The sequence below is a fragment of the Corynebacterium sp. LaCa_70 genome (genome assembly GCF_058182015.1).
This window is the reverse complement of the sequence record NZ_CP190914.1, coordinates 14,749-39,772: the sequence shown is the minus strand read 5'-3', so window position 1 is coordinate 39,772 and position 25,024 is coordinate 14,749. Positions and strand designations below refer to the sequence as shown.

At 59.3% G+C, this 25,024-nt stretch carries 24 protein-coding genes and 2 pseudogenes; 14 read left to right on the top strand and 12 right to left on the bottom strand.

Translation table 11 applies throughout. The annotated features are described in order from the left end of the window. Positions 1-24 precede the first annotated feature (24 nt). Positions 25-549, top strand: a complete 525-nt coding sequence (locus ACP8MI_RS00190) for an RNA polymerase sigma factor (protein WP_284589731.1) — start codon at positions 25-27, stop codon at positions 547-549. After that, positions 549-1,751, top strand: a complete 1,203-nt coding sequence (locus ACP8MI_RS00185) for a hypothetical protein (protein WP_337891834.1) — start codon at positions 549-551, stop codon at positions 1,749-1,751. Before ACP8MI_RS00190 ends, ACP8MI_RS00185 begins: the two co-directional genes overlap by 1 nt. A gap of 638 nt (positions 1,752-2,389) precedes the next feature. Here the strand turns inward: ACP8MI_RS00185 and ACP8MI_RS00180 are convergent. After that, positions 2,390-2,920: a peptidylprolyl isomerase gene (locus tag ACP8MI_RS00180; protein WP_049168121.1), complete on the bottom strand. Its 531-nt coding sequence runs from the start codon at positions 2,918-2,920 to the stop codon at positions 2,390-2,392. Between the two features lie 129 nt (positions 2,921-3,049). On the opposite strand from ACP8MI_RS00180, the gene ACP8MI_RS00175 reads away from it, so the two are divergent. Beyond that, positions 3,050-4,144: a YihY/virulence factor BrkB family protein gene (locus ACP8MI_RS00175; protein WP_284589733.1), complete on the top strand. Its 1,095-nt coding sequence runs from the start codon at positions 3,050-3,052 to the stop codon at positions 4,142-4,144. Between the two features lie 54 nt (positions 4,145-4,198). Here ACP8MI_RS00175 and metE read toward each other — a convergent pair whose 3' ends face one another. From metE to ACP8MI_RS00160, 3 genes are all read right to left on the bottom strand, one after another. After that, complete coding sequence (gene metE, locus ACP8MI_RS00170; RefSeq protein ID WP_284589734.1) at positions 4,199-6,511, bottom strand: 5-methyltetrahydropteroyltriglutamate--homocysteine S-methyltransferase; 2,313 nt, start codon at positions 6,509-6,511, stop codon at positions 4,199-4,201. Positions 6,512-6,588: 77 nt separating this feature from the next. Continuing rightward, on the bottom strand, positions 6,589-7,536 hold the full coding sequence (locus tag ACP8MI_RS00165) for a methylenetetrahydrofolate reductase (protein WP_018120335.1): 948 nt from the start codon (positions 7,534-7,536) through the stop codon (positions 6,589-6,591). A gap of 124 nt (positions 7,537-7,660) precedes the next feature. Then, positions 7,661-7,822, bottom strand: coding sequence for a hypothetical protein (locus ACP8MI_RS00160; protein ID WP_018120336.1), 162 nt, complete (start codon positions 7,820-7,822; stop codon positions 7,661-7,663). 61 nt (positions 7,823-7,883) lie between these two features. Here ACP8MI_RS00160 and ACP8MI_RS00155 point away from each other — a divergent pair, with 61 nt between their 5' ends. From ACP8MI_RS00155 to ACP8MI_RS00145, 3 genes are all read left to right on the top strand, one after another. Continuing rightward, positions 7,884-9,008, top strand: a complete 1,125-nt coding sequence (locus tag ACP8MI_RS00155; protein ID WP_284589736.1) for a hypothetical protein — start codon at positions 7,884-7,886, stop codon at positions 9,006-9,008. A gap of 196 nt (positions 9,009-9,204) precedes the next feature. Further along, positions 9,205-9,417: a hypothetical protein gene (locus tag ACP8MI_RS00150; protein WP_018120338.1), complete on the top strand. Its 213-nt coding sequence runs from the start codon at positions 9,205-9,207 to the stop codon at positions 9,415-9,417. 9 nt (positions 9,418-9,426) lie between these two features. Next, complete coding sequence (locus ACP8MI_RS00145) at positions 9,427-10,569, top strand: glycosyltransferase family 4 protein (RefSeq protein WP_049168105.1); 1,143 nt, start codon at positions 9,427-9,429, stop codon at positions 10,567-10,569. A gap of 35 nt (positions 10,570-10,604) precedes the next feature. On the opposite strand, the gene ACP8MI_RS00140 is transcribed toward ACP8MI_RS00145, so the two are convergent. The 8 genes and pseudogenes from ACP8MI_RS00140 to ACP8MI_RS00105 form a co-directional block, all read right to left on the bottom strand. After that, positions 10,605-11,831: an ATP-binding protein gene (locus ACP8MI_RS00140; protein WP_238635830.1), complete on the bottom strand. Its 1,227-nt coding sequence runs from the start codon at positions 11,829-11,831 to the stop codon at positions 10,605-10,607. Positions 11,832-12,640: 809 nt separating this feature from the next. Continuing rightward, on the bottom strand, positions 12,641-12,946 hold the full coding sequence (locus ACP8MI_RS00135) for a hypothetical protein (protein WP_049168107.1): 306 nt from the start codon (positions 12,944-12,946) through the stop codon (positions 12,641-12,643). A 166-nt stretch (positions 12,947-13,112) separates the two neighbouring features. Next, a pseudogene (locus tag ACP8MI_RS00130) lies at positions 13,113-13,265 on the bottom strand (IS6 family transposase); the annotation flags it as partial. Between the two features lie 267 nt (positions 13,266-13,532). Then, a complete protein-coding gene (locus ACP8MI_RS00125; protein WP_049168108.1) occupies positions 13,533-14,147 on the bottom strand; it encodes a YdhK family protein in 615 nt (204 codons plus the stop codon). Positions 14,148-14,194: 47 nt separating this feature from the next. Continuing rightward, positions 14,195-16,384 (bottom strand): copper-translocating P-type ATPase, encoded by a 2,190-nt coding sequence (locus ACP8MI_RS00120; protein ID WP_284589737.1) that lies wholly within the window; start codon positions 16,382-16,384, stop codon positions 14,195-14,197. A gap of 51 nt (positions 16,385-16,435) precedes the next feature. Next, entirely contained in the window at positions 16,436-16,762 is a 327-nt protein-coding gene (locus tag ACP8MI_RS00115; RefSeq protein ID WP_147578992.1) for a heavy-metal-associated domain-containing protein, read from the bottom strand. Between the two features lie 114 nt (positions 16,763-16,876). After that, positions 16,877-18,004 carry a sensor histidine kinase gene (locus ACP8MI_RS00110; RefSeq protein ID WP_284589738.1) on the bottom strand — a complete coding sequence of 376 codons (1,128 nt, stop codon included), beginning with the start codon at positions 18,002-18,004 and terminating at the stop codon, positions 16,877-16,879. Further along, positions 18,001-18,723: a response regulator transcription factor gene (locus ACP8MI_RS00105; protein WP_021352496.1), complete on the bottom strand. Its 723-nt coding sequence runs from the start codon at positions 18,721-18,723 to the stop codon at positions 18,001-18,003. The genes ACP8MI_RS00110 and ACP8MI_RS00105 overlap by 4 nt, the downstream gene beginning before the upstream one ends. Before the next feature lie 403 nt (positions 18,724-19,126). Here ACP8MI_RS00105 and ACP8MI_RS00100 point away from each other — a divergent pair, with 403 nt between their 5' ends. The 8 genes and pseudogenes from ACP8MI_RS00100 (at position 19,127) to ACP8MI_RS00065 (ending at position 24,914) form a co-directional block, all read left to right on the top strand. Beyond that, positions 19,127-19,702, top strand: coding sequence for a CueP family metal-binding protein (locus ACP8MI_RS00100; RefSeq protein ID WP_147578990.1), 576 nt, complete (start codon positions 19,127-19,129; stop codon positions 19,700-19,702). A 71-nt stretch (positions 19,703-19,773) separates the two neighbouring features. Further along, a complete protein-coding gene (locus ACP8MI_RS00095) occupies positions 19,774-21,255 on the top strand; it encodes a multicopper oxidase family protein (RefSeq protein WP_337891832.1) in 1,482 nt (493 codons plus the stop codon). Between the two features lie 64 nt (positions 21,256-21,319). Continuing rightward, positions 21,320-21,535 (top strand): annotated as a pseudogene (locus tag ACP8MI_RS00090) (hypothetical protein). Then, a complete protein-coding gene (locus ACP8MI_RS00085; protein WP_490290674.1) occupies positions 21,477-22,016 on the top strand; it encodes a DDE-type integrase/transposase/recombinase in 540 nt (179 codons plus the stop codon). The pseudogene ACP8MI_RS00090 and the gene ACP8MI_RS00085 overlap by 59 nt, the downstream one beginning before the upstream one ends. Positions 22,017-22,070: 54 nt before the next feature. After that, complete coding sequence (locus ACP8MI_RS00080) at positions 22,071-23,474, top strand: IS30 family transposase (RefSeq protein ID WP_049168789.1); 1,404 nt, start codon at positions 22,071-22,073, stop codon at positions 23,472-23,474. Positions 23,475-23,608: 134 nt separating this feature from the next. Next, positions 23,609-23,794, top strand: coding sequence for an integrase core domain-containing protein (locus tag ACP8MI_RS00075; protein WP_420361722.1), 186 nt, complete (start codon positions 23,609-23,611; stop codon positions 23,792-23,794). Between the two features lie 163 nt (positions 23,795-23,957). Beyond that, the gene (gene cmtR, locus ACP8MI_RS00070; protein ID WP_239211762.1) at positions 23,958-24,317 is read left to right on the top strand and encodes a Cd(II)/Pb(II)-sensing metalloregulatory transcriptional regulator CmtR; all 360 of its coding nucleotides are present in this window, start codon (positions 23,958-23,960) and stop codon (positions 24,315-24,317) included. After that, positions 24,318-24,914 (top strand): cadmium resistance transporter, encoded by a 597-nt coding sequence (locus ACP8MI_RS00065; protein WP_147579140.1) that lies wholly within the window; start codon positions 24,318-24,320, stop codon positions 24,912-24,914. Positions 24,915-25,024 lie beyond the last annotated feature (110 nt).

The following is a 25,024-nucleotide window of genomic DNA, read 5'->3' as shown; positions in this document are numbered from 1 at the left end:
CACCCCGCGCAGTAGGAATTATTTGTGACCAGCGATTCCAGGTCGTCGCACGATCAGGCGGCCTTCACCACGATCTACCGGGAACATTACCCACAGATTTTGGCTTACCTTCGTCGGCGCGTCGCGGCTGCGGCCGCAGAAGAATACTGCGCGGATGTGTTCGGGCGCGCATGGGCGAATTTTTCTTCGTTGCACAACCCGCAGCGCCCCTTGCCGTGGCTGTATGGCATCGCAGGCAATGTGGTCAAGGAATATTACCGCGGAAAATCCTCCCGCCAGGATCACGTGGAAGAAGAAGCAGAGCTTGACCAGATTGCTGCCGACGACTTCAGCCAAGTCGCGGATTTGTCGCTTGATATCAACCGCGCATTGAACACACTGCCGTTTGCGGATCGCGACATCATCACCCTGCACGCGTGGGAGCAGTTGAGCATTCCGGATATCGCTGCCGGTTTAGGCATCACCGAAAATAATGCCCGCGTGAAACTGCACCGTGCGCGCACCAGACTCAAAGAAGCGTTGGAACCAGAAAATTTAGGTCGGCCATAATGACACACTTTGATGACGAGCTCACCCGGCAACTTGCCGACGCCAACCCGGTACGCAACCCCGAGCTGACCGAGCTGGAACGACGCCGCAGCGAAAAACACCTGCAGGCGATTCTGGGCGACGCCCACGCTGGTCTTGGGTCGGACGCTGGCTCTGGCGCTGGCGCTGGTGCTGGAGCTGGAGCTGGAGCTGGCCGGGGCCACCGCGGCCGCTGGTTACTGGGTGCTGCCGCTGCCGTCAGCGCGATCGCTCTGGGTACCGGCCTGTTGCCGAGCCTATTCAATGGCCACGAAACGACGGCCACGGCAGAAGAAATCTTGCACACCGCTGGTGAATCTTCCCTGCACGCCGCCGATGCCACGGATATTGCCGTCACCGCGCAGGAATACCTGGAGCGCACCGACCGCTTGGGCGAGGAGTTCGTTTCTACCGCGTACGAAGTCTCCGCCGATGGGCAGGTGCGTACCACCACGACGCAGAGCAATAATGCACCCGTCGAATTACAAAACGTAGACCGGGGCTTGGCCGTGGATCCAGGGCAGCTGCAGGCCACCGGCGCGGATGTTGGCAGCCTGCGGGCGCTGGCAGATTCTGTGGATGATTCCACCGCACGTGGTGTGCTGAAGCTGCTGTTGCACCCAGCGTTGTCGAGCGAGCAACAAAAAGCGTTGTATGAGCTGATGGCCTCGCTCGACGGAAATGACTTGGCTGGTGTGGAACAATCTGCGACCGACGGCGACGATGAAATCGTGACCGTGATCCGTGACGTGGATCAGCTGAGTTTTTCGGTCATTCCGGCAACCGGTCAGTTAGTACGCGTCCACGGTTTGGTGGGGCCGGAAATCACTACGGACGTTGCTGCCACGGCGATTGTGGATTGTGTCCACGTCACCGGCTTAGAAGGCCCGGAGATGATTTCCACTGCATGCGCGGATAACAACTACTACGTGGAAGATCTCGAGTGGGAGAACTGGGGCGCTGATACGGCTACTGCCACCGGCACCGCGTGGATCAATGATTGCGATCCGCTGTGCGCCGATGGCGAATTCGAGACGTTCCCGGTTCGGCTGACGCTGGATAAACGCGAAGAATGTGGTTATAACGCCCGAATTTACTCCCGGATGGTGCTGGACTACCCAGAAAACCCGGAGCGCAACGAGGAATTTTCTATCGGCTGCGCCCAGCCAGATGAGTCGGCGTAGACCCCAGTCCATCGACAACACCAGATAAACCTCAAAAGCAGCCGACCGGCCAGGTTAGCTACGCCCGGAACGCAAAGCCGCGCCCTTTCTTGGCGTATCATCCAGGATTCTCATAATCCCCGTGGTGTCCACAATGTGTGAATTGTTGTGGATAACTATGGGGATTTTTCTGTTGAATAACCACAAGTTGTCGACAAAGTTATCCACAAGTTGTGGACTAATTTGTGAACAACGTGGATTGTGGACAAACCACAGACGATTATTTCACCGCCTGTGAACAAAGCTGCGGAACAAAATCTGGGAATCTGTGCCTCTAGCTGCCTAAATAACATTCAAGTGAAACTTGAGGTTCTAAATTACAACAATGGTTTTCCACATTATCCACAAGTCTTGTGGATAACTTTCCGGGTTTTGTCCACAGTACATTTCGGTGGATAACCCCGTGAATTAACGGTGAATAAGCGATCAATAGGCAGCCAATACTGTCCATAAGCCCCAATGTCGTGCCAAAGCGAGGTACACACCGCACAGAAAAACCCAGAGCCAGCACACCATGTGTGCCAACTCCGGGTAACGAAGTACAAGCAGTAAAAGCTAGAACTTATGCAAGCTCCCGCAGCTTCTGAAGCTTCAGCGGCTTATGCTTCCTCGGAAATCTCCACGGACTCGATGACGACGTCGTCATGCGGACGGTCCATGCGGTCAGTGGAAACCTTAGCGATCTTGTCGACGACCTTCTGCGAATCCTTATCAGTGACCTCACCAAAGATGGTGTGCGCACCGGTCAGGTGTGGGGTCTTGCCGACGGTGATGAAAAACTGCGAACCGTTGGTGCCTGGGCCGGCATTCGCCATGGCCAACAGGTATGGGCGGTCGAAGAAGAGCTCCGGGTGGAACTCATCGCGGAACTGGTAGCCCGGGCCACCACGGCCGGTGCCGGTAGGGTCACCACCCTGGATCATGAAACCGTCGATGATGCGGTGGAAGATCGCGCCGTCATAGAACGGGCCTTCCTGGCCACCCTGTGCATTCTGGGTGGAGTATTCCTGGGTTCCCTTGGCCAGACCGACGAAGTTCTCGACGGTTACTGGTGCGTGATTGCCGAACAGCTCAATCACGATATCGCCATGATTAGTGTGCAAAGTTGCCTTGGCAGTGGATTTACTCATGCCCACCACTATAGACGACACCACGCTCCCGCTCATTTCCTTTCCCGCCCCGCTGCCACCACTCACAGTGGCTTTTCAGTACACTACGGTGGTCCCCTAAGCCCCCGAGATCGTAAGGACGCTACCACCATGGCCGGCGCCCACCGCGCAGAACCCGTCACTCCCCCGCCACGGCCGCAACTAACCCGTGTCGGCTGGTGGTATACGATCCGCCGCATCGTGGTGCAATCACTCCGGCTACAAATCCCGGACATGGGCGCAGGGCTCACCTATTTCACGCTGCTGGCACTAGCCCCAACGCTGCTGGTGTTTTACGGCATCGGTGTGCTCATCATGGCCAATAACCGCGAGCTGCTAGAAAACTTGCTGTGGGATTTCCTGGGCGGAATTTTGCCGGTCAACCAAACCGAAACCGTGCTCAACACCGTCGATACGGTTTTATCCAGCACGTCGACAAACCTGCTCGGCCTGCTCGCCGGTGTGGTCTTAGCCGCGATCTCCTCATCCGCCTACGTGCGCGCCTTCGCCAGGTTTTCTACCCGCGTGTACGGCGATATCGACGGCCGCCCACTCCTGCACGTCTGGTCATCCATGGCGTTATTATCCGTAGCCATGATTTTGGGCGTGTGCCTGATCTTCTTGGCACTCGTCGTCAATGTCACCGTCGTGGAAACACTGATCCAACCCATCGCGGGGCCACTGGGCATCTATGAAGAAATTGAATTTCTCACCACCGCCATCCTGCCCATCTGGGCGTGGGTGCGCTGGCCAGTCATCGTGATCATGGCCGCAGGACTTATTTCCGTGCTGTATTACTATGCACCGAACGTGCGGCCATACCGGTCCAAGTGGCGGATCTTCACGCTTGGGGCATTCGTCGCGCTGGTGCTGATCTTCCTCACCGGTGGCGGCTTATACGTGTATTTCGTGTACCTATCGTCGTTGAATTCTTATGGTGCGCTGGGCTCAATCGTGACGTTTTTCTTTGGCTGCTGGATCGCCAATACCAGCCTGGTCTTCGGCGTCGTCATCGATGCTGAGGTCGAACGCACCCGCCAATTGCGCGAAGGCATCCTGGACAATGACCCGACTGGCACCACTCGACTGGCGGAACAAGCACCGCATTTAGAGCACCGTTCGACAAAACAGCAAGAAAAAATGGAGCGCATCCTCGGCTCGCTGGAAAATGATGCCAAGCAGCTCAAGGACGCGCCCCAGAATTAAAGCCCGGTAAAAGCTCAGACTTAGACGCTAGCGCCTAGTTCCGGCTAGTTCCGCCTACTTCAGTGATTCCACCACATTGTTGCGGGCAGTAACCATGTTGCGCAGCGACTCCTCGGTCTCTTCGTAACCGCGGGTCTTCAAACCACAGTCCGGGTTAATCCACAGGCGCTTCTCGTCGACGTTCTTCAACGCCGCGCGGATCAGCTCTTCCATCTCCTCGACCGACGGGATGCGTGGCGAGTGGATGTCGTAGATGCCTGGTCCGATTTCGCTGGTGAAGGAATCGTTGAGATCCTCCAGCAGCTCCATGCGGGAACGAGCAGCCTCGATGGAGGTGACGTCAGCATCCAGTGCGGCAACCGCATCGATGATCTGACCAAACTCGGAGTAGCACAGGTGGGTGTGGATCTGCGTCTTTGGCTTCGCCTCCAGCGAGACCAAACGGAAGGCGCGCACGGCCCAATCCAGGTAGGAAGCGCGGTCGGATTCGCGCAGTGGCAACAGCTCGCGCAGGGCTGGCTCGTCGATCTGGATGATGTCGATGCCAGATTCTTCCAGGTCAGCGACTTCGTCGGCAAGCGCGACACCGATCTGGTCAGCGGAGACGGACTGGTGGACGTCGTCACGAATGAACGACCACGCCAGGATGGTCACCGGGCCAGTCAGCATGCCCTTGACGTGCTTGTCGGACAGCGACTGTGCGTACTTCGCCCACTCGGTGGTCATGGCCTCCGGGCGGGAGACATCGCCGACCACGATTGGAGGACGGGTGCAGCGGGAACCGTAGGACTGTACCCAGCCGTTTTCGGTGACCACGAAGCCGTCGAGAAGCTCCGCGAAGTATTGCACCATGTCGTTGCGCTCTGGCTCGCCGTGTACCAGCACGTCGATGCCCAGGTCTTCCTGCAGCTTGATCACCGAAGCGATCTCGCCGCGCAGCTCTTCCACGTACTGCTCGTCGGTGAGCTTGCCGGCGCGGTGGTCGGCACGCGCACCACGGATCTGCTTGGTCTGTGGGAAGGAACCGATGGTGGTGGTCGGCAACTTCGGCAGGCCCAGTTCCTCTTGGATTTCGGTGCGCTCAGCAAACTTCGGCTCACGAGCGACCTGGCCTTCTGGCAGCGTGGCGACGCGCTTGGCGACGGCTTCGTTGTGCGTGCGCTCGGATTCCTTGCGGGTGCGCAGGGCGCGCTCGGAGCGGGCGAAGGTCTGCTCAACCTCATCGCGCTTGCCGTCCAGGGCTGCGGCGACGGCGACGACCTCGGAGATCTTCTCGTCAGCGAAGGAGAACCAGCCAGCAACGTCGACAGGCAGGTTCTTTTCTGCCTCGACGGTGTGCGGCACGTGCTGCAGCGATACGGAGGTGGTGACGTGCTTGACGCCGAGTTCCTCACCGGTTTGAACCAGCGCGTTCAGGTCGCCAGCCCACACGTTGCGGCCGTCGACCAGACCTGCCACCAGGGTGGTCTGTGGCGACTTGGCGACGGCTTCTTTGATGCGGCCCAGGTAGTTCGAATCCAGCGCCTGGGTTGGGCGGGAAACATCCACCTGGAAAGCCTCTGGGGCAGCGGCCAGCAACTTATCCAGGCCAGCCTGCAGCGAACCATATGGGGTGGTCAGGTATACCTGCGGGCGGTCTTCGCTGCTCAGCAGCTCAGTCCAGATGGCACCGGCGCGGTCGGCGAGTTCGGCATCGGAAATTCCAGTGTGGTCGGCAACCAAGGCAGGTTCTGCAACCTGCACCCATTCCACGCCAGCTTCCTTCAGCGCGGCGAAAACCTGTGCGTAGGATTTCGCGAGGTCATCCAGGCGATCCAGCGGGTTGGTGGTGCCATCAGCGGCGGTGGATTCAGCGGCCTTGGATAGAGCCAAAACGGTGACTGGTCCCACCAGGTATGGGCGGATGGTGTGTCCGGCTTCGCGGGCCTCGTCGACCAGCTTCAGCAGGCGCTGCGGGCGGGCGGTAAAGGACTGGTCAGCGCTGATTTCTGGGACGATGTAGTGGTAGTTGGTGTCGAACCACTTGGTCATTTCCAGCGGCGCGGTATCAGCATTACCGCGGGCAAGGGTGAATTCTTCGTCCAGGCTGACGTCTTCGGCGTCGCCGCCGAGAGCACCGACGGTCAAAGCGGTTTCCAGTACCTGGTCGTAATACGCGACGTCAGCTGGGATGGCGTAATCGTCGTCAAGACCCAAATCTTTCAGGCGGGCATAAGTATCTACGCGCAGCGAGTGTGCGGCGGATTCGAAGGTGGGGCGGTCGATGCGGCCAGCCCAGTAAGACTCAAGAGCGCGCTTGAGCTCGCGGTTAGCACCAACGCGAGGATAGCCCTCGATGGTTTTGGTTGGGAATGGTGTTTGCGACATGTTTGTCGTGTCCTTCCTCAAGACAAGTGATGTGTTCGTTGTGGGTTTTGTAGGGTGCGGCGGGCGTAGCCAGAGAATCAACCGGGCGCGGTTGGCGGGCGAATCCCGACCGCGTCCAGGAGCTCTTGGGTGACCTCCGCGTTGTTGTGGGTGTAGATGTGCAAGCTGCCGACATCGTTGTCCACCATCGCTTGCACGAGTTCGGCGGTGATCGCAATGCCCTCGGCGCGCTCGTCCCGGGCGTTTTCTAGCCGACGCACCAGGTGCTCCGGTACCGGCAGGCTTGAAAATTCCGCCATACGGCGCAGGCGGCGCACGCTGGTGATCGGCATGATGCCCGGGATTTGCGGGATGCGCACGCCAGCCAGTTCTGCACGACGGCGGAACTGCAAGAAATCTTCGGCTTCGAAAAACAGCTGGCTAATGGCCAGATCGGCGCCGCTGCGTTGTTTGGATAGCAGCACGTCGAAGTTTTCGTCGTCGGTGCGCGCCTGATAGTGGCCATTCGGGTAGCTGGCGACGGCGACGGCCAAGCGTCCGGCGGCAAAGCGGGCTGCCTGCTGGCTTTCTACTTGGCGGATCAGGCGCACGAGTTCGTCGGCATACTGCAGGTGATCGGCTGGCAGTGAAACCTCGCCTTCTGGCAGGTCGCCGCGCAGGGCCAGCAAGCCGCGCACGCCGGAATCGATCAGACGGTTGATCCACGCGATCATTTCTTGCTTGGTGCCCGCCGTGCACGCGAGGTGCGCCAGGGTGCGCATAGTGGTCTCGCGGTCGATGCGGGAGATGAATTTCGCGGTGCCATCCAACCAGCCGGAACGGCGTGAGCTGGTGACCGAGATATAGTCCGGCCGGTAGGATTCCAGCGTTTCCAGCAAGTGGGAAATCTTCTTCTCGTCGGCGTCGTGGCGCGGCGGGATGACCTCGAAAGACAGTGCTGTGCGCTCGGATGCGGTACGTGGCTGTGGCTGCGCGTTATCGCTGGAATCATCCAACGGTGCAGAGGCAGATACTCGTGGGGCCATTGTTGGTCACCTCCTTCCGGCTGATTGTTTCTTGATTGTTTGCGTCTTGATTGTGTACCAAGCTGTCTAGTGTTGGCATCAATCTAATGCTTGCGCAGTTAACAAGGAAGAATGCAGAAAGGTATTACCATTCGGTGGGGCGTTCATGCTGGAAAAATAGCACTTGGGCGAACTGAATATAATTCGTCGGCAAGCGGAAAAACTGAACCAAGCTGTCTATGGTATTACCATTAAGATGTGCTGGAAACACTTTATTTTCGCTGTTATCGCCCACATCGGCTTTCACAGCAACTATCCTTAGAACTAATAACTAGTGACAACCGTGTGATTAACGAGGTGAACACACCATGAGTTCTGCAAACGTCAACCTGCGCATCGCGCGGGACCTCAGCTCAACTGGCTGGGAAAAATTCAAAGATTACCGCGACAAGAAGTCCCAAGAAGCATTCGAATTCCTGGAAAGCGCGGCGAAAACCGTCGACAAGAGTGCAGAAAAGCACTTCCCGGAAGCACGCAAAGAAGCTGGCAAACTGACCAAAGCTGCGCACGCGCGTCTAGAAAAAAGCATTGAAAGCCTGCAGGATGTCGGCCGGGAACTTGCCGACGGCGACGTCTCCGAAACGGTAGAAAACGGCCGCGAGGCCGCCAGCGAGAACTTCTCCAAGGCCACCAAAAAAGCCCAGAAGCAAGCCAAGAAATTGCGCAAGAAAGCTATTAAAAAGCTGGGCCGGAAAAACCGCAAGCGCCTGTCCCGCGCAGAGAAAAAAGCCAACGCTGCTGCACAGAAAGTCAAGGACAAAGCAACCCAGAAGCTAGATAAGAAGAACGCGAAAAAGACTGCGAAGAAGGCTTCGAAGACACTGCAGAAGCAGGCCGACAAGCTGGCAGATAACGCACCAAAGAAACTGAAGAAAGCCCAGAAACAAGCCGAAAAAACGGCTAAGCAGCAGGCCAAGAAGGCGCAGAAGCAGTTCAACAAGAAGACAAAATCGAACTCGCGCGGCGTCGGTTTCTACGCCCTGTGGGCCGCTGTTCTCGCCGCAATCGTTGGTGTCATCGCCTATGTGCTGAACAAGCGCAACTCCGGTGCACAGGAGCAGCCACCAAAGGCCAGCGATTACAGTTCGAATACCACCAGCACTCTGGTGTACTCCTCAACCAGCGATGATGACCTGGAAGCACCAAACGCAGACGCTTCCGAGGAGAACAAGAAGGCGGAAAAGAAAGCCGGCGAGTTGGCTGAGGACCCAGCCGAGCGTGACGAGGAACTGCTAGCAGATATCGACGAACAGCTGGCCAAGAACCTCTCCCAGGGTGCTGCGGAAAACCTGGCGGCTTCCGAGGCCACCCGTGCCGTTGCTCACGGTGATGCCGACGCCGCAGAAAAGGCAGCGCAGATCGACGAGCAGCTGCAGGACAAGCTGGAATCGGATGCTGATTCGGATTCTGCGGCTGAAGGCGACGACAAGTAATCGTCGGCAAGAGGCGTCGTAAAGAGACATATGCCATAAAGTCGTTACGTGAGCCAAGCCATCTGCTTCGATAGGGTTTGTGGTGCAAGGGAATTAGCAACACCATAGGCCCTATTTCTATGGCCAAATTTTGTTTGGCCACGGCCCATCGTCGGTCGGTTATAGGACAGCGGTGTGAAGGACGAGGAGGAAAGCTTTGGGCGTTCAAGAACTGTCAGTAAAACTCGACAATGGCGCAACCTACTATTTCCCCGCCGGAATTGCCCCAGGTGAACAAGGTAACCGCATCGAAATGCTGCGCGAGGCTATCGAAAACGATTCCGTATTCCAGAGCGTGGATATCGACGGCAACGAGCGCACCATTCACGGCCACGAAGTGAAAAACTATCACCTCAGCGACGCGCTATAACCACCGACCATGCCAAAAACACTGCTGGTCACCAATGATTTCCCTCCGGTAATCGGGGGGATTGAATCATATCTGCGGGATTTCGTTTCCCTGCTGGACCCCAACGAGATCATCGTTTTTGCGCCCACGCGGGATCAAGCCGCCTGCCAAAGCTACGACGCGCAGCTGGATTATCCCGTGATTCGCTGGCCACACCGCCTGTTACTGCCGACGCCGAGGGCGGCGAAGAAACTCCGCGACATTATCCGCACCCACGACATCGACACCGTGTGGTTTGGTGCGGCCGCTCCCCTGGCTTTGTTGGCAAAGACCGCGAAACAGGCCGGCGCCAAGAAGGTTATTTCCACCACGCACGGCCATGAGGTCGGCTGGTCCATGATCCCGGGGGCGCGCCAGGCGCTGCGCGTGATCGGAAATAACTCTGACGTGCTGACGTATATCTCGTCCTACACGCGCCGTCGCCTGGAAAAACCCTTCGGTAACCGCCCGCGGTGGGTGCATCTTCCTTCCGGGGTCAACGCGGATAATTTCGGGGTGGCGAGCCCACAGCGGCAAGTGGAGGCGAAGCAAGCCTTTGGCATTGCCGCGTCCGCGCCGACGATCGTGTGCATTTCGCGTTTTGTCCCGCGCAAGGGCCAGGACAAGCTGTTGCGGGCGTTTCCGGTGCTGCGTCGGCAGTTCCCGGACGTGCAATTGGTTTTGGTGGGCCGCGGGCGTTCGTACCGGCGCCTGGAACGGCTGCGGAAGAAATACGCTCCCGATGCTCTGTTGCTGAACAACACGGATTATCAGCAGAACCGGGTGCGCGTTAATGATGCGTTGGCTGCCGCGGATGTGTTCGCGATGCCCGCTCGCACGCGCGCGGGAGGACTGTCCGTGGAAGGTCTCGGCATCGTGTATTTGGAAGCGCAGGCGTGCGGCATTCCGGTGGTCGCAGGCAGCTCCGGGGGTGCGCCGGAAACCATCACCGACGAGACCGGCGTGGTAGTCAACGGGCACCGAGTAGGCAGCATTGTGCGCGGTATCCAAGGTTTGCTTGCCGACGCGCAGCTGCGCTCAGAGATGGGTGCTGCGGGCAGGGAGCACGTCGTCAAGAATTGGAACTGGGATCTGATGGGTGCGCGGCTACAGAAGGAACTGCGCGAGATTTAGGCACTGCGGGAGCTTTAAGCCGTCCGTTTAACTGCCTAGCGCCCGAGTGCACCAATGGCGATGACGTTGACGCCATCAGGCCGACGGTATGACATTCCACCGCCGGTCACGACCAGCAATTCAGCGGGCTCAGGCATCACCGCGGCGAATTTCTGCAGACTCGCTGCTGCACCGTCGACTACATTGGGATGGTGCCCGAGTTTGATCTCCACGAGCACTGTTCGCCCAGCGAGCGTCGTAATCGCATCAACTTCGGTGCCATCCCCGAGGCGAGCATGATAGACCGGCTCGTTCGTCAGCGCGCGTAATTCATGAACCACCAGCGATTCAAAAAGCTGACCGAAAAATTCGAAGTCGTGTAAAAGATCGTCCGGCTGTTTTTGTAGCGCAGCAACTGCTAACGCTGGGTCTGCAAAGTGCCGTTTGGCTGCTTTGCGTAGTGGGGTACGTGAGCGCAGGGATTGTGACCACGCCGGTTGGTCTTGGCTGATGAAAATACGCTCGAGAGAATCCAAGTAGTCAATCGCAGTTTCTCTGTGCAATTCAGCATCTGTGGCGATTGCAGTCGTCGACATTTCAGTTCCGATCCCACGAGCCAGAGATCGCATTACCCGCAGAACCCGAGCTGGGTTACGCTTCACCTTGTCCGGTGTGGAAATGTCGAGCTCCACGATGGTCCGTACATAATCACGCAGGTTTGCTTGTGCATCCGCAACACTGAGACGCAAAAAGCCTGGCCACCCTCCTCGGCAAATCCTTTCCGCAAGATCGTGGATAGTTAGCTCCGTCTTGCCGACGCGCGGTGCTTCGCCCTTCACCATGTTGAGCAGTGAAGCTTGTCCAGTGGATTCTCCCGATTCTGCCAGTGTCATGGTGTGCATTGTTAAGCGAGAGAATCTTCCGGCTCCAGAATGGCCTTGCACCGCTTCGGCTGGGGCGGTTGATCCTGTCAAAATAAATTGTCCAGGCTGCCCACGCCCATCAATTTCGTGGCGTACTACGTCCCATAATTTTGGTTGTGCCTGCCATTCGTCCAAAACTCTCGGCGTCGGCCCTTGTAATACAAGAGCCGGATCTACCCCCATTGAAATCTCCACATCAGGATCGATGTCTACTTTGATTTCGCTCTCGGCATGGTGACGGGCGGTCGCAGTCTTGCCACAACCCTTCGGTCCCTCAATCAACAAGGCTCCAGTGCGCCGCAACGACTGCTCCACAAAAACATCCGCTATCCGCGGAATATAGCCCTGAGACAACACCACTATTTCACCATCCGACAGTTTGAGGCGATTCTAACCGACACTTTGAGGTCATTTTATCCGACAGTTTGAGCCGATTCTAACCGACACTTTGAGGAACTCGTGTCTGAATTCGCGCGTGATTGAGTCCATGTTTCACGTGAAACATTTTTTACCGCGATACCGGTGGATTGGCGGAACGACACCATGCTTCATCAGAACCTTGACTACCGCACGCCAACAGAGGTTGAAGCAGAGTTTTGCAGCCGACAACCGGCTCGAGAAATAATGGAAATTAAGGCAAATGCCTAGGAAGAAAACCCAGGACACTTCAAGTTTCAAGCACAAAAATTGATGCTACTTTTTATTCCCCTTATCTTTCCGCACAAGCATCAAAGATACAGTTACCGAATAGATAAAGAGAAAAATGATAATAGCTGTGTGCATACTTACCCCTTAGCCTCAGACTTTCTTAATCGCAGCAGCCTGCGGAACCAAACCCAAACCGCCAACAAATGCCAGAAAAATGGAGAGTAAAGACTTTCCGCGTATTTCAGCTTGCACATCTCTTCCAAAAATGCATTCGTAAGATGCGAGCTCCTTCTTTAAGGAAGCAACCTCATCGTACAACAGTAGAGTGTAAGCTACAACACAATGTTTCGACTTTTTACTTATTCCCCTTATATGGGGTGAGTATGACCGCCATCTAACCTAAGTAAGGGCGTTTTGCGTTAGTTTTCGCATCCCCAGCGGTGGCTTACCCCGACCGATTCTCGGATTACTTATAAACCAAACCCCGCACACAAACTAACAGACACTCTCTAGGATGAAGATCATGAGTCTTCTTCATCCTGAAACAACAAGAATGTTAGCTTCATGAATACCACATGACTAATCGCTAATGGTGTAGCTACCCTGGCGGCTATCCACATCTCAGCTACACGGAAATCAGCAACGACCATCACGATACTGAAATAAGCCAGAAAAGCAATCACAAAAACACAGAAATATTTTCTTATTCGAAAAGTTATATTATGTTTACTGTAGTAATTTACATAAATAACAACCAGAGCAGAGGGAACCCCAAAAAAGATCCCCATAACAGTGGCAAATAAAAGCAATCCAGGCAGGGATACCATCTAATTGTCCTCTTCGAGATCATTTACGGCTTCACTGGGAATTTCCGAAGGATCAACATAAATCGTATCAGGAGAAGGCTCATAGTTCTCTTCGTTATCCCCCTTCAGGTGAACGATTTTGAGCCGACCCCACTGCTTTATCCACAGTTATATAATCAGTTTTCTAGACCCAGCGGTAGATCGTGGTGTGATCAACCGACACACCCCGCTGAAGTCATCATTTCCTCCAGAGCGCGGTAGCTCACCCCGTAGCGGCAGTACCACCCACTGCCCACAGAATAATGTCACGGGGGAAATGACGACCCGAGAAAATACCCATGGCTGTGATTAGTTCACGTCGCTCTTCCTACTGCCCCAACTTTGCAACAGCACCCAAAGCCCTGGAATGAACTCCTATCACCAGGGTCATTCCAGGGCATATTTCCCTGACTAAGAGAAGCAGTGACACAGAAGGTCTACCTCAGCGTGGGCCCTGTGGGCGTGCAGGTTCCGTGTGTGGCTGGTGTGCTGCGGCATGGTCGGCAGCGATTGATGACCGACTCTGGAGCGGGTGCCTTGTCTGGTCTCGCGGTTCAGGGTGGGTGGACTATTCGGCGGGTTGGATCTCGCTCTCGGTGACCCACTTGTGGTTGGTCATCGTCATCCCGTCGACGGTGAGATCAACCATGTAGACCGTCTCCTCGGTGGAGTAATCGATGGTGGCCTCAGCACCCTTCATGCCGGACATGTGCTCGGCATCCAGGACAACGCTCGCCCCGTCGGGCAGGGGGGCCTGACCCGGATCGACGAGCTCCTCATGGACGACCCAGCGGTGGTCGGTAACCGGGGCCCCACCCTCGGCGGGAGTGTAGCTGACCGAATAGGTCGTGGTGTCAAACGCCCCGGAAATGGTGGCGGTGGCCCCGTCCATGCCGGGCATGTGGTCAGCGGTGAGGATGACCTCGGTGCCCACCGGGTACGTGGGATCCTCGGCCTCTTCAATGCCTGCCGGCGGTGTCCCACCGTCGGCAGGGTGGTCGTGCCCGCCGTGCTCTTCGTCGGCAGTGGTGGTGTCTTCCTGGTGGGTCTCGTTGGTCTCTGCGGTTGCCGTCGTGGTGCTGGTGGTGTCGGCATCGTCGGAGTTGTCGGTGGCGTCGCTGCAGGCGGTCAGCGCCAGGGTGGAGGTCAGTACCAAGGCGGCGAGGGTAATGCTGCGTTTCATGAGCGTTCCTTTCAAAAGTGGTGTGAGTTAGGGGTCGAGAGACAAGGTCAGTCAGTAACGGTTACGGGGGATATCGACCCACTGTGTTCCTCCTTCCCGTCGGTCGGAGCCAGGTGAGCCGGCTCCAGATCAATGCGGCGCAACAGCTGGGCGTTCAGGGCCACCACGATGGTCGAGGCAGACATCAAGATCGCGCCCACGGCCGGGGACAGCACGAACCCGATCGAGGCGAGCACTCCGGCGGCCAACGGCACGGCGAGGATGTTGTAGCCAGAGGCCCAGATCAGGTTCTGGATCATCTTGCGGTAGCTGGCCTGGGACAGCTCAATCATCGACAGCACTGCCCGCGGGTCATCACTGGCTAGGACCACCCCGGCAGATTCCATGGCCACATCCGTGCCGGCACCGATGGCGATACCGACGTCCGCGCGGGTCAGAGCGGGGGCGTCATTGACACCGTCACCGACCATGGCCACGCTCAAACCCCGGTCCTGCAGCTGCGTGACCTTGGTGTCTTTGTCCTGGGGCAGGACCTCGGCGAAGACCTCATCAATGCCTAGGTCCTGACCAACCGCCTGGGCCACCTGCTGGGCGTCGCCGGTAATCATCGCGACCTTCACCCCGCGGTCCTGCACGGCTTTCACGGCGGCACGGGATTCGGGGCGGATCTTGTCCTCGACGGCTACCGCACCGATGATCTGACCGTCGCGGACAATATGGAGCACACCGGCCCCACGCCCGGTCCAGGCGCTGGTGGTGTCGGTGAGCTCGGCCGGGGTGGTGAGGTTGAACTCGCGCAGCATGTTCGGCCCGCCCACGAGGATCTCAGCGCCATCGACAGTGGCCCGGACTCCCCGGCCGGAGGCGGCGCTGAAACCAATTGCACGGATTTGCCGACGGGAGGCCTCGGGATGGGCGGCCGCGGCCGCCACGATGGCGCGGGCCACGGGGTGCTCGCTGTCGGCCTCCGCGACGGCGGCCAGGGCCAGTAGCTCGCCCTCGGTGACGCCGACAACTGCCGCGACACCGGTGACCGCGTGCGCACCCTCGGTCAGGGTGCCGGTTTTGTCGAAGAGCACCACGTCGATGGTGCGCATCCGCTCGAGCGCCATCCGGTCCTTGATGAGCACCCCGGATTTCGCGGCCCGCTCGCTGGAGATCGCAATGACCAGCGGAATCGCCAGGCCCAGGGCGTGCGGACAGGCGATGACCAGCACCGTGACCGTGCGCACCACGGCATCGTCCGGGCTGCCGATGATGGTCCACACCACCGCGGTGATCAGAGCGGAGATCAGCGCGAACCAGAACAACAACGCCGCTGCCCGATCCGCCAGGGCCTGGGCCCGGGAGGAGGACTCCTGGGCGTCGGCAACCATGCGTTGGATCCCAGCCAGGGCGGTGTCCCCGCCGGTAGCCTCCACCCGGATGCGGACGGTGTTGTCGGTGGCCACGGTACCGGCGACCACCTTGTCACCGGTGTCGCGGAAGACGGGACGGGATTCGCCGGTGATCATCGCCTCATCGAATTCGGCGGCTCCGTCGAGGATGGTTCCGTCGGCCGGCACCCGGGCACCGGCCCTCACCAGCACGACGTCGTCGACGACCAGCTCGGAGATGGCCACGGTGCGGGTGGTCCCGTCGATGACTTTCTCGGCCTCATCCGGCAGCAGGGCAGCCAGCGCGTCAAGCGCGGAGGACGCGGCCCCGAGAGCGCGCATCTCCAGCCAGTGGCCCAGCAGCATGATGGTCACCAGCAGGGCCAGCTCCCACCAGAAGTCCAGGTCAAAACCGCCCAGCCCCAGAGTGGTGACCCAGGAGGCGACAAACGCCACGGTGATGGCCATGGCGATCAGGAGCATCATCCCGGGTTGGCGGGATTTCAGTTCTTTCCATCCGCCCTTGAGGAAAGGCGTTCCGCCGTAGACGAAGATGATCGTGCCCAGCACCGGGGGGATCCAGGTGGATCCGGGGAATGCCGGGAGGTGGTAGCCGAGCAGGTGAGCGACCATGGGGCTGAAAATAATGACGGGAATGGACAGAATCAGCGACCACCAGAAGCGGTCCCGAAACATTGCGGTGCTGTGTCCGGCGTGTTCGCCGTGACCATGAACGTGGTGGTCTTCGTCCAGGGCGGAGTGCGGGTGATCGTGGCTGGCATAATCCGGGTGGTGGGTGTGGTCTGTTTCCGGAGCGGGGTGATCACCATGGTGATCGCCGGAATGGTGGGGAGTGCTCATGACGTTCCTTTCGCTCAACCCGGTCGGGGTCGAGATGATGGGTAAAACTGATCAGGATAAAACGGTGTAGCCGGCCTCCTCGATGGCCCGGCGAACCATCTCCGGAGGTACGACACCGGTGACCGTGACGGTGAAAACACCATCAGCAGCGAGATCAATCTGGACGTCGTCGACCTGAGGGAAGACCTGAAGGGCCTGGGTCACGCTTTTCGCGCAGTGCCCGCAGGTCAGGCCGGTGACCTGGTAGCTAGGGGAGGACCCTCTTGCTGACGAGTCGCTGGCGGCAGGGATGGAGGCGGTGTCGGCACGTGAGGCAGGTCCGCAACAGCTGCAGCCGTGGGAGGCCATCGGCAAGAGGCTGGGCGGGGAGGTGATCATGGGAAAGCTCCTCCGGGTCGGTGGGATGCGGCGATGCTATTCCCTAGCGTATACCCCCATGGGGTATATTTTCAATGGGTGGAGGGCACGGCCCTCACGCGGGGCAGGGTGTGATCACCGAGCAGCCTCCTCACTGTCGGGAGGGGACAGCGGGAGGCGGAGGGCAAACACCGCTCCGCGACCGGGTCCGGGGGAGGTGGCGGTGAGAGTGCCGCCGTGGGCCTCGATCAATGCCTTGGAGATGGTCAGACCGATACCGGCCCCGCCGTTGTCCCGGCTGCGGGCGGCATCCCCCCGGTAGAAGCGTTCGAAGATGTGTCCGAGCTGGTCAGGTGGGATGCCCTCGCCGTCATCGGCGATGTGGATGAGCGCGGTGGACGCCCCCTGCCGGTGGACGCTGATCCGGACCTGCCCGCCGGCCGGGGTGTGCCGTAGCGCGTTCGACAGGAGATTGCTCATCACCTGGCCGAAGCGTTGCCGGTCCACGAGCACCCGGGCGGTGTCTGTAATGGTCCCGACCTGTAAATCGATGCCTTTGTCAGCATAAGCTTCCCCCGCGGCAGCAGCCGCGGTATGGAGCAGATCCCCGAGCCCTTCCTCCACCAGGTCCAAATCGATCCGGTGTTCCTGGGCCCGGGAGACATCGTCGATGTCTTCCATCAACCGGGTCAGGCGGGTGAGTTGGTCAGCCATGATCGTGTGGGTGGCATTATTCCAGTCCACGACCCCGTCCTGGAGACCATCGAGGTAGACCGTGAGCACCGATAAGGGGGTGCCCATTTCGTGGGCCAGATCAGAGAGCATCTGGCGGCGGACCTGTTCGGTGCGTTCCAGCCGGTCGGCCATGGTATTGAAGGCATGCGCCAGGGTGGTGACCTCGGGGCCTGCTTTTCCGGCGGGCACGCGGATACGGGAGTTGCCGGCCGTCAGGCTGGTAGCGGCGCGGGTGAGATCCTGCAGGGGGGTGCGCAGACGACGTGATAACCACAGGCTGGCCAGCAGTGCGCTGGTCAAGGCGGTGGGCAGGGCGACGGCCAGGGTGATCAGGTTGGCGCCCCGGTAGGCCTGCTCGGCATGGAACAGCTCCAGCGAGGGGTCCTCCCGGCCGGTCATCAACATATGATCATGGAACAGGGTCGGGCCCACCATCGTGGCCACGGCCGCGGCCACCAGCAGGCTAATCACCACGACCAACACCTGGGCGGCCAGGAAGCGGAAGGTCAGGCCGGGTCCGTGATTCATGGCTGCTCCACCCGGTAACCCACGCCACGCACGGTGTCGATAAACCCCCGGCCCTGGGTGTCGGTGCCGAGCTTGCGACGCAAGTTGCCGATGTGGACATCGACGATGCGTTCATCACCGACCCAGGTGGTGTCCCAGACCTCGGTGACCAGGTCGTGGCGGGTCAGCACCTGGCCGGGGCGCAGGGCCAGGGCAACCAGCAGCTCGAACTCCGTGCGGGTGAGCTCCACGGTCGTCTCCCCCACCCGCACCTGATGGGCGACGGGGTCAAGGATGAGGTCACCAACGATCAAGGGGGTGGTCACCTGCGGTGGGGTGGTGCTGGTGCGCGGGCGGCGCAGCACCGCATGCACCCGGGTCACCAGTTCCCGGATGCTAAAAGGTTTGGTGATGTAGTCATCCGCCCCCAGGGTCAAACCGCTGATCTTGTCGTCCTCGCTGCCACGCGCGGTGAGCATGAGGATGTAGCAGTCCGAGAAGGCGCGGATCCGTCGGCACACCTCCAGGCCGTCGAGTTCGGGCAGCCCCAGATCCAGCACCACAACATCGGGGGAAAAGCGACGGGCCTCGTCCACCGCCTGGGTGCCGGTGTGCGCCTGGCGGGTATCGAAGCCGGCCCGAATGAGGTAGGAGGCCACCATCTGAGCCAGGGGTTGTTCATCATCGACGACCAGCACCCGCCCCGGGGGCGTGGCGGTGGTCGGTGTGCGGTCAGCCATAGACCCCAGTATCGCTCCGGACAGGGGGGAATACCACCCTCGCTCAGTGCCCGGCGGGGAATCTTCATCAAATCTTCAAACATCACCCTTCGACCGCCGTCACCCCTGTGCCCCACCCCGGGCCGGCGGCATCGCCTCCCCTGGTCGGTTCAGCAGGCACCACCAGGGATTTCACTGCCTGCACCGCATACCCGGGGCGGGTAGAAGGACATCGCCCACGGCTGTGGGGTGGTGTCCCGGTGGTGACCCAGCCCACCGAATTCACCCCATTTTCGCCCTGTTGTAAGGCTGTGAGCAGGGTTTTTGATTGCTAGTCCGTCAGGCACCCGTGCTAGATAAAGGTATGGCACCGACCTTGAGGCGGTGTCTTCTCACGGTATTACCACGATCCAAGGAGATTGACGTGAAACGAGCAGCGATCGCAGCCGCCGCCCTTGCCCTCGCCCTCACGGGGTGTTCGGCCGCCGACCCGGAACCCACCGCCGACGGGACGGTGTCCCAGGATACATTCCTGACTACCCATGGCCTGGCCGCCATGGACGCGGTGGAGATCATTGATCACCTCGACCGGCAGAAGGTCACTGAGCGTCCCACGGATCTGATCGCCTCAGTGCGTGCCGATGAACTGCTGCTCTCGAGCGATGACCAGGAAGTCGTGGTCGATCTTCCCGACAATCAGACGTATGTCTCGATCGCACCCTATCTCGCCTCCACCCACGACTGCTTCTACCACAGCCTCACGACCTGCCTAGGGGAACTCGACAATGAGGATATCCAGGTCACGATCACCGATGAGGCGACCGGTGAGGTGCTGGTGGACGAGGCGACAACCACCTTCGACAACGGGTTTATTGGCTTCTGGCTTCCCGATGATGTCACCGGCCTGATTGAGGTCAGCTACCAGGGGCGTACCGGCACCACGGAGTTTTCCACCACCGACGACGGTGCCACCTGCGTCACAGACCTGCGCCTAACGTGATGGCTCAACAGGGTCCTCACCTGCGCCTGTCTCCCGTGTCACTGAAATCTTGCACCAAGGAAGGTTAAATCATGACGAACGCGTTTTCCCGACGACAGTTTCTGCTCGGCGGGCTTGTCCTCGCCGGCACCGGGGCCGTGGCCGCCTGCACCAGCGACCCTGGACCCGCTGCCTCGGCACCAGGTCCCTCCCTTCGCCCCACTCCCACCCCCACTGCGCTCGGTGAGCCGACGGTGCGCCGGACACTGACCGCCCGGCCCCTCTCTCTGGATATCGGCGGCATCGAAGCCAAGACGTGGGGATACGTCTCTGACACCGGGGATGCGGCCATTGAGGCCACCGCCGGCGACGTACTCCAGGTCGATATCACCAATGAACTGCCTGAGAGCACCTCCATCCACTGGCATGGCATCGCACTCCACAACGCAGCCGACGGTGTGCCCGGTATGACCCAGGACCCCATTGAACCTGGCGAGTCTTTCTCCTATGCTTTTGAAGTCCCCCACGGTGGCACCTACTTCTACCATTCCCACACCGGCCTGCAGCTTGATCGCGGCCTCCACGCCCCACTGATCATCCGTGACCCGCAAGACGCTGAGGATCAGGACGTCGAGTGGACCATCGTGCTCGACGACTGGGTCGATGGCATTCAGGGCACTCCCGACGATGAGCTCGACAAGCTCACCCGAATGGGTTCGGGCGACCATAACGGGAGGATGGGAATGGGAGGTCACGGCCAGATGATGCACGGCACCCCGGACCGGGTACTGGGCGGGGATGTCGGCGATGTGATGTATCCGCACTACCTCATCAACGGACGTATCCCCCGTGCTCACCGGACCTTCGAGGCTCGCCCGGGCGACAAGGCCCGCCTGCGGTTTATCAACTCCGGCGGTGACACCATCTTCAAGGTGGCCCTCGGTGGTCACCGCCTGACCGTCACCCACACCGACGGCTTCCCTGTCCAGCCCTGGGAGACCGAATCGATCTACCTGTCGATGGGCGAGCGTGTCGACGTCGAGGTCATCCTCGGCGACGGTATCTTCCCTCTCACGGCTTTGGCGGTGGGTAAGGACGACCGCGCCTTCGCCGTCATCCGCACCGCCGGCGGCCAGGCCCCCCACCCCGATGTCGACTTCCCCGAGTTGTCGTCCACCGGACTGCTTCTGTCCTCCCTGAAGCCAGCAGACCGTGCACTCCTGCCCGAGGGCACACCAGACCGAGAAGTCAGTATCGACCTGGGCGGGCAGATGATGCCGTATGAATGGAGCATTCTCACCGACGGCCAATCCTCCTCCGCGACCGTGCAGGAGGGCCAGCGCCTGCGGATGGTCATGCGCAACAGGACCATGATGCCCCATCCCATGCACATCCACGGCCACACGTGGGCGCTGCCCGGCAGCGGCGGGCTACGCAAGGACACCGTCCTTCTCCGCCACGGTGAAACCATGATCGCCGACCTGATCGCTGACAACCCCGGTGAATGGGCATTTCACTGCCATAACGCCTATCACATGGAAGCCGGGATGGTCAGCTCGCTTCGCTACGAGTAACCCCCACAGCAGGGTTGAGTGCCGAGGTGGGCGGGGGTGTGAAGTGTCCCAGGTTTTGTTCCGTTTGAGTAGATGGGAAAATCTGGAAGATGCCGAGAAAATTTGGCAAGGATGCCCAGGATCGTGTGGTCCGTCTCGTGGAAGGCCGCATCTTGGCAGAAAAAACATGTCGATGCAGGAAGCGTGTAAGATCGCGGCACCAAAACTAGGTGTCTCGTGGCATGCTGCCCGGCAAGGGGCGCAGACGGCTCGTCGCCTTCGTGATGGCGTGCTGGTTTAACGCATTAGTGCTGTTCATCAAGCTAATTATGGTCTCTACGGTGTGCGAAAAATGTGGCATGCTCTACGCCGTGAAGGAATCAATATCGGTCGTGAACACACCGCCCGGCCGATGCGCCTGGCCGGTGTTTCTGGCAAAGGCAAAGGCCGGTCACCTACCACAACCCGTTCACCTCAACATGCCTGATGTGCGCCCGGATTTAGTGCCACACGAATTCAGTGCCACAGCACCAAACAAGTTATGGGTGGCTGACATTACGTATGTGCGCACGAAGAAAGGCTTTGTGTATGCCGCATTTGTCACCGACGTTTACTCCAGGCGGATCGTTGGGTGGGCGTTATCAGATTCCATGCGCACTTCAGGCTTTACCGCTGCACGCTCTCAACCAGGCGACCCAAGTGTGCTGAAGAAACGACAAGTTTGTGCACCATTCGGATCACGGGTCGCAAGGTGGATTCAATTGGTTGTCGCAACACCCTGAGCATGGAGGTATGAGAAGGTGGCTACCAAGGACTGGAGTAAGAAGACCAGTGATATGCCGGTGGGGGTGCGGCGTCAGTGGCGTGCGGATCGGGCGTTGCGGCCTGCGATGCGTTCCCCGGGTAGGCCGGTTCCGTCACGGGCAGTGCAACGCCAGTTCTGGGGTCTGATCGCGACGGGAATCACCACTGCGCAGGCCGCCCTTCAGGTGGGGGTGTCCGTACCGGTGGGAACGAGGTGGTTCCGTCATGCTGGTGGAATGAGACCGTTAGCTTTGGACGAGCCCTCGGGGCGGTATCTATCGTTTGCTGAACGAGAGGAAATCGCGATCCTGTGGGAGAAACAGACGGGTGTGCGTGAGATCGCTCGACGGATTGGCCGCAATCCGGCGACGATTTCTCGTGAGCTACGGCGTAATGCTGCCACCCGTGGTGGCAAGCAGGTTTATCGGGCAGGGGTGGCCCAGTGGAAAGCTCAGGAAGCCGCTAAGCGTCCCAAACAAGCAAAACTCGTGGATAATCCGCGCCTGCGGGACTATGTTCAGGAGCGTCTTGCTGGGACGGTCCGAGATGAAAACGGGGTCGTCATGGCGGGGCCTGATACGCCTGCGTGGAAGGGCCGGAGCAAACCTCACAGGGCAGACCGACGGTGGTTGACCGCGTGGAGCCCGGAGCAGATATCGCAGCGGTTAAGGATCGACTTCCCTGATGATGAGAGTATGAGAATCTCCCATGAAGCGATCTACCAGGCGCTCTATATCGAGGGGCGCGGGGCGCTGAAGCGTGAACTCGTGGCCGCACTGCGGACTGGGCGGGCCCTGCGTAAACCCCGCGCCCGGTCCAAGAGCAAGCCTGAAGGTCATGTCACCGCCGATGTTGTCATCTCTAACCGGCCCCCGGAAGCCTCGGATCGGGCGGTGCCCGGGCATTGGGAAGGAGACTTGATCATCGGTACCGGCAGGTCAGCGATCGGGACCGTGGTCGAACGCTACAGCCGGTCGATCCTGCTGGTGCACCTGCCCCGGTTGGACGGCTGGGGTGAACAACCAAGGACGAAGAACGGACCTGCCTTGGGTGGGTACGGTGCTGAAGCGATGAACACCGCCCTACAAACCGTGATGAAAGATCTACCGTTACAACTGCGTCAAACGTTGACCTGGGACCGCGGAACCGAGCTCGCTGACCATGCCGCTTTCACTCTAGCCACGGGCACGAAAGTGTTCTTCGCGGACCCACACTCGCCATGGCAACGTCCCACGAATGAGAACAGCAACGGACTCCTACGCCAGTACTTTCCCAAGGGTACCGACCTGTCTCGATGGACAGCCCAAGACCTCGCCGCCATCGCCTACACGCTCAACAACAGACCAAGAAAAGTCCTTGGATTTCGAACCCCAGTCGAAGTCTTCAATGAACAACTACAATCAATTCAAAACAACAGTGTTGCAACCACCGATTGAATCCAAGCAATACGTCAGCGTGGTCTACAACGAGCGAGGTGCCCAGCACAGGATTACCGCTTACACCGGAACTGTCAGTGACTGATATGACAATGCTTTGGCTGAAAACGTGAACGGCCCCTCACAAGAACGAACTGATCCATACTCACAGGTGGGATGACGTTGTCGAGGTAGAAATCGCGACATTCGAGTGGGTGTCATGGCGGAACGAGACAAGATTGCATCAAAGCTTGGGATACCGCACCCCGGTCGAGGTTGAAGACGCGTTGTGGGAACAAGATGAGTCTCGGGAAACAATAGAAAATAGGGTAAATGCCTAGGAACAAAACCTAGGACACTTCACAGGCACAGGTTCAACAACCGCACAAACACGAAAAGGGAAGACACTAAAGCCGCGCGGAAACAGGCTCAGAAACACAACACCGTCGGGCCGACGTTCGCCCCTCGTGACAACAGTTCAGCAACAGCTGTATAGTTCAGTGCATGCTGACTATTTCTTCGCGCTTGGACGTGATGAACCGATTGGGTCGGGCGATGGCAGATCCCACCCGATCCCGTATTCTCCTGACCCTGCTGGGCGGCCCGACCTATCCGGCCGCTCTCGCCCGGGAGCTGGAACTGACGCGGTCAAATGTGTCGAACCACCTCACTTGCCTACGGGACTGCGGAATTGTGGTCGCCGAATCGCAGGGGCGGAAGACCCGCTACGAGATCGTCGACGCCCATCTTGTCCAGGCGCTGAACTCACTGCTGGATACCACTCTGGCTGCCGACGAGAATGCCCCATGTATTGACTCGGCATGTGACGTGCCCGGGTGCGCCACCGGAGAGGGGAACAGGTAAGTGGTAACTAGTCTCCTGGGGGCGGTTGGTCTGTTTATCGCCACCAATATCGACGACATCATCGTGCTCTCGCTGTTCTTCGCCCGTGGGGCCGGCCAAGCAGGGACCACACTTCGGATCCTGGCCGGGCAGTACCTTGGTTTCGCGGGCATCCTCGCAGCCACGATCCTGGTCACCCTGGGAGCGGATGCCTTCCTGCCCACCGAGGCGATCCCCTACTTCGGGCTGATCCCCCTGGCCCTGGGGCTGCGGGCGGCCTGGCAAGCCTGGCAGGGAAACGATGACGACGACGATGACGCGAAAATCAGCGGAAAGAACGTAAGCGCCTTGATCGTCGCCGGGGTTACCTTTGCCAACGGTGGCGACAATATCGGCGTCTATGTCCCGGTTTTTCTCAACGTGGATACCGCCACCGTTATCATCTACTGCGTCGTCTTTCTGATCCTGGTGGCGGGCCTGGTCCTGTTGGCGAAGTTCGTGGCCACCCGTCCACCGATCGCGGAGGTTCTCGAACGCTGGGAGCATGTGCTGTTCCCGATCGTTTTGATTGGCCTGGGTATCTTCATCCTCGTCAGCGGCGGTACCTTCGGCCTTTAATAAGCTCATCCCCCGTGCCCCCAGGGCCTCTCCAGGTTTCCTCACCGACGTCAACTGAACCGTCCATGAGGTTGTAAAAAACCGTTGTCACAGGGGCTCGACCACGCTAG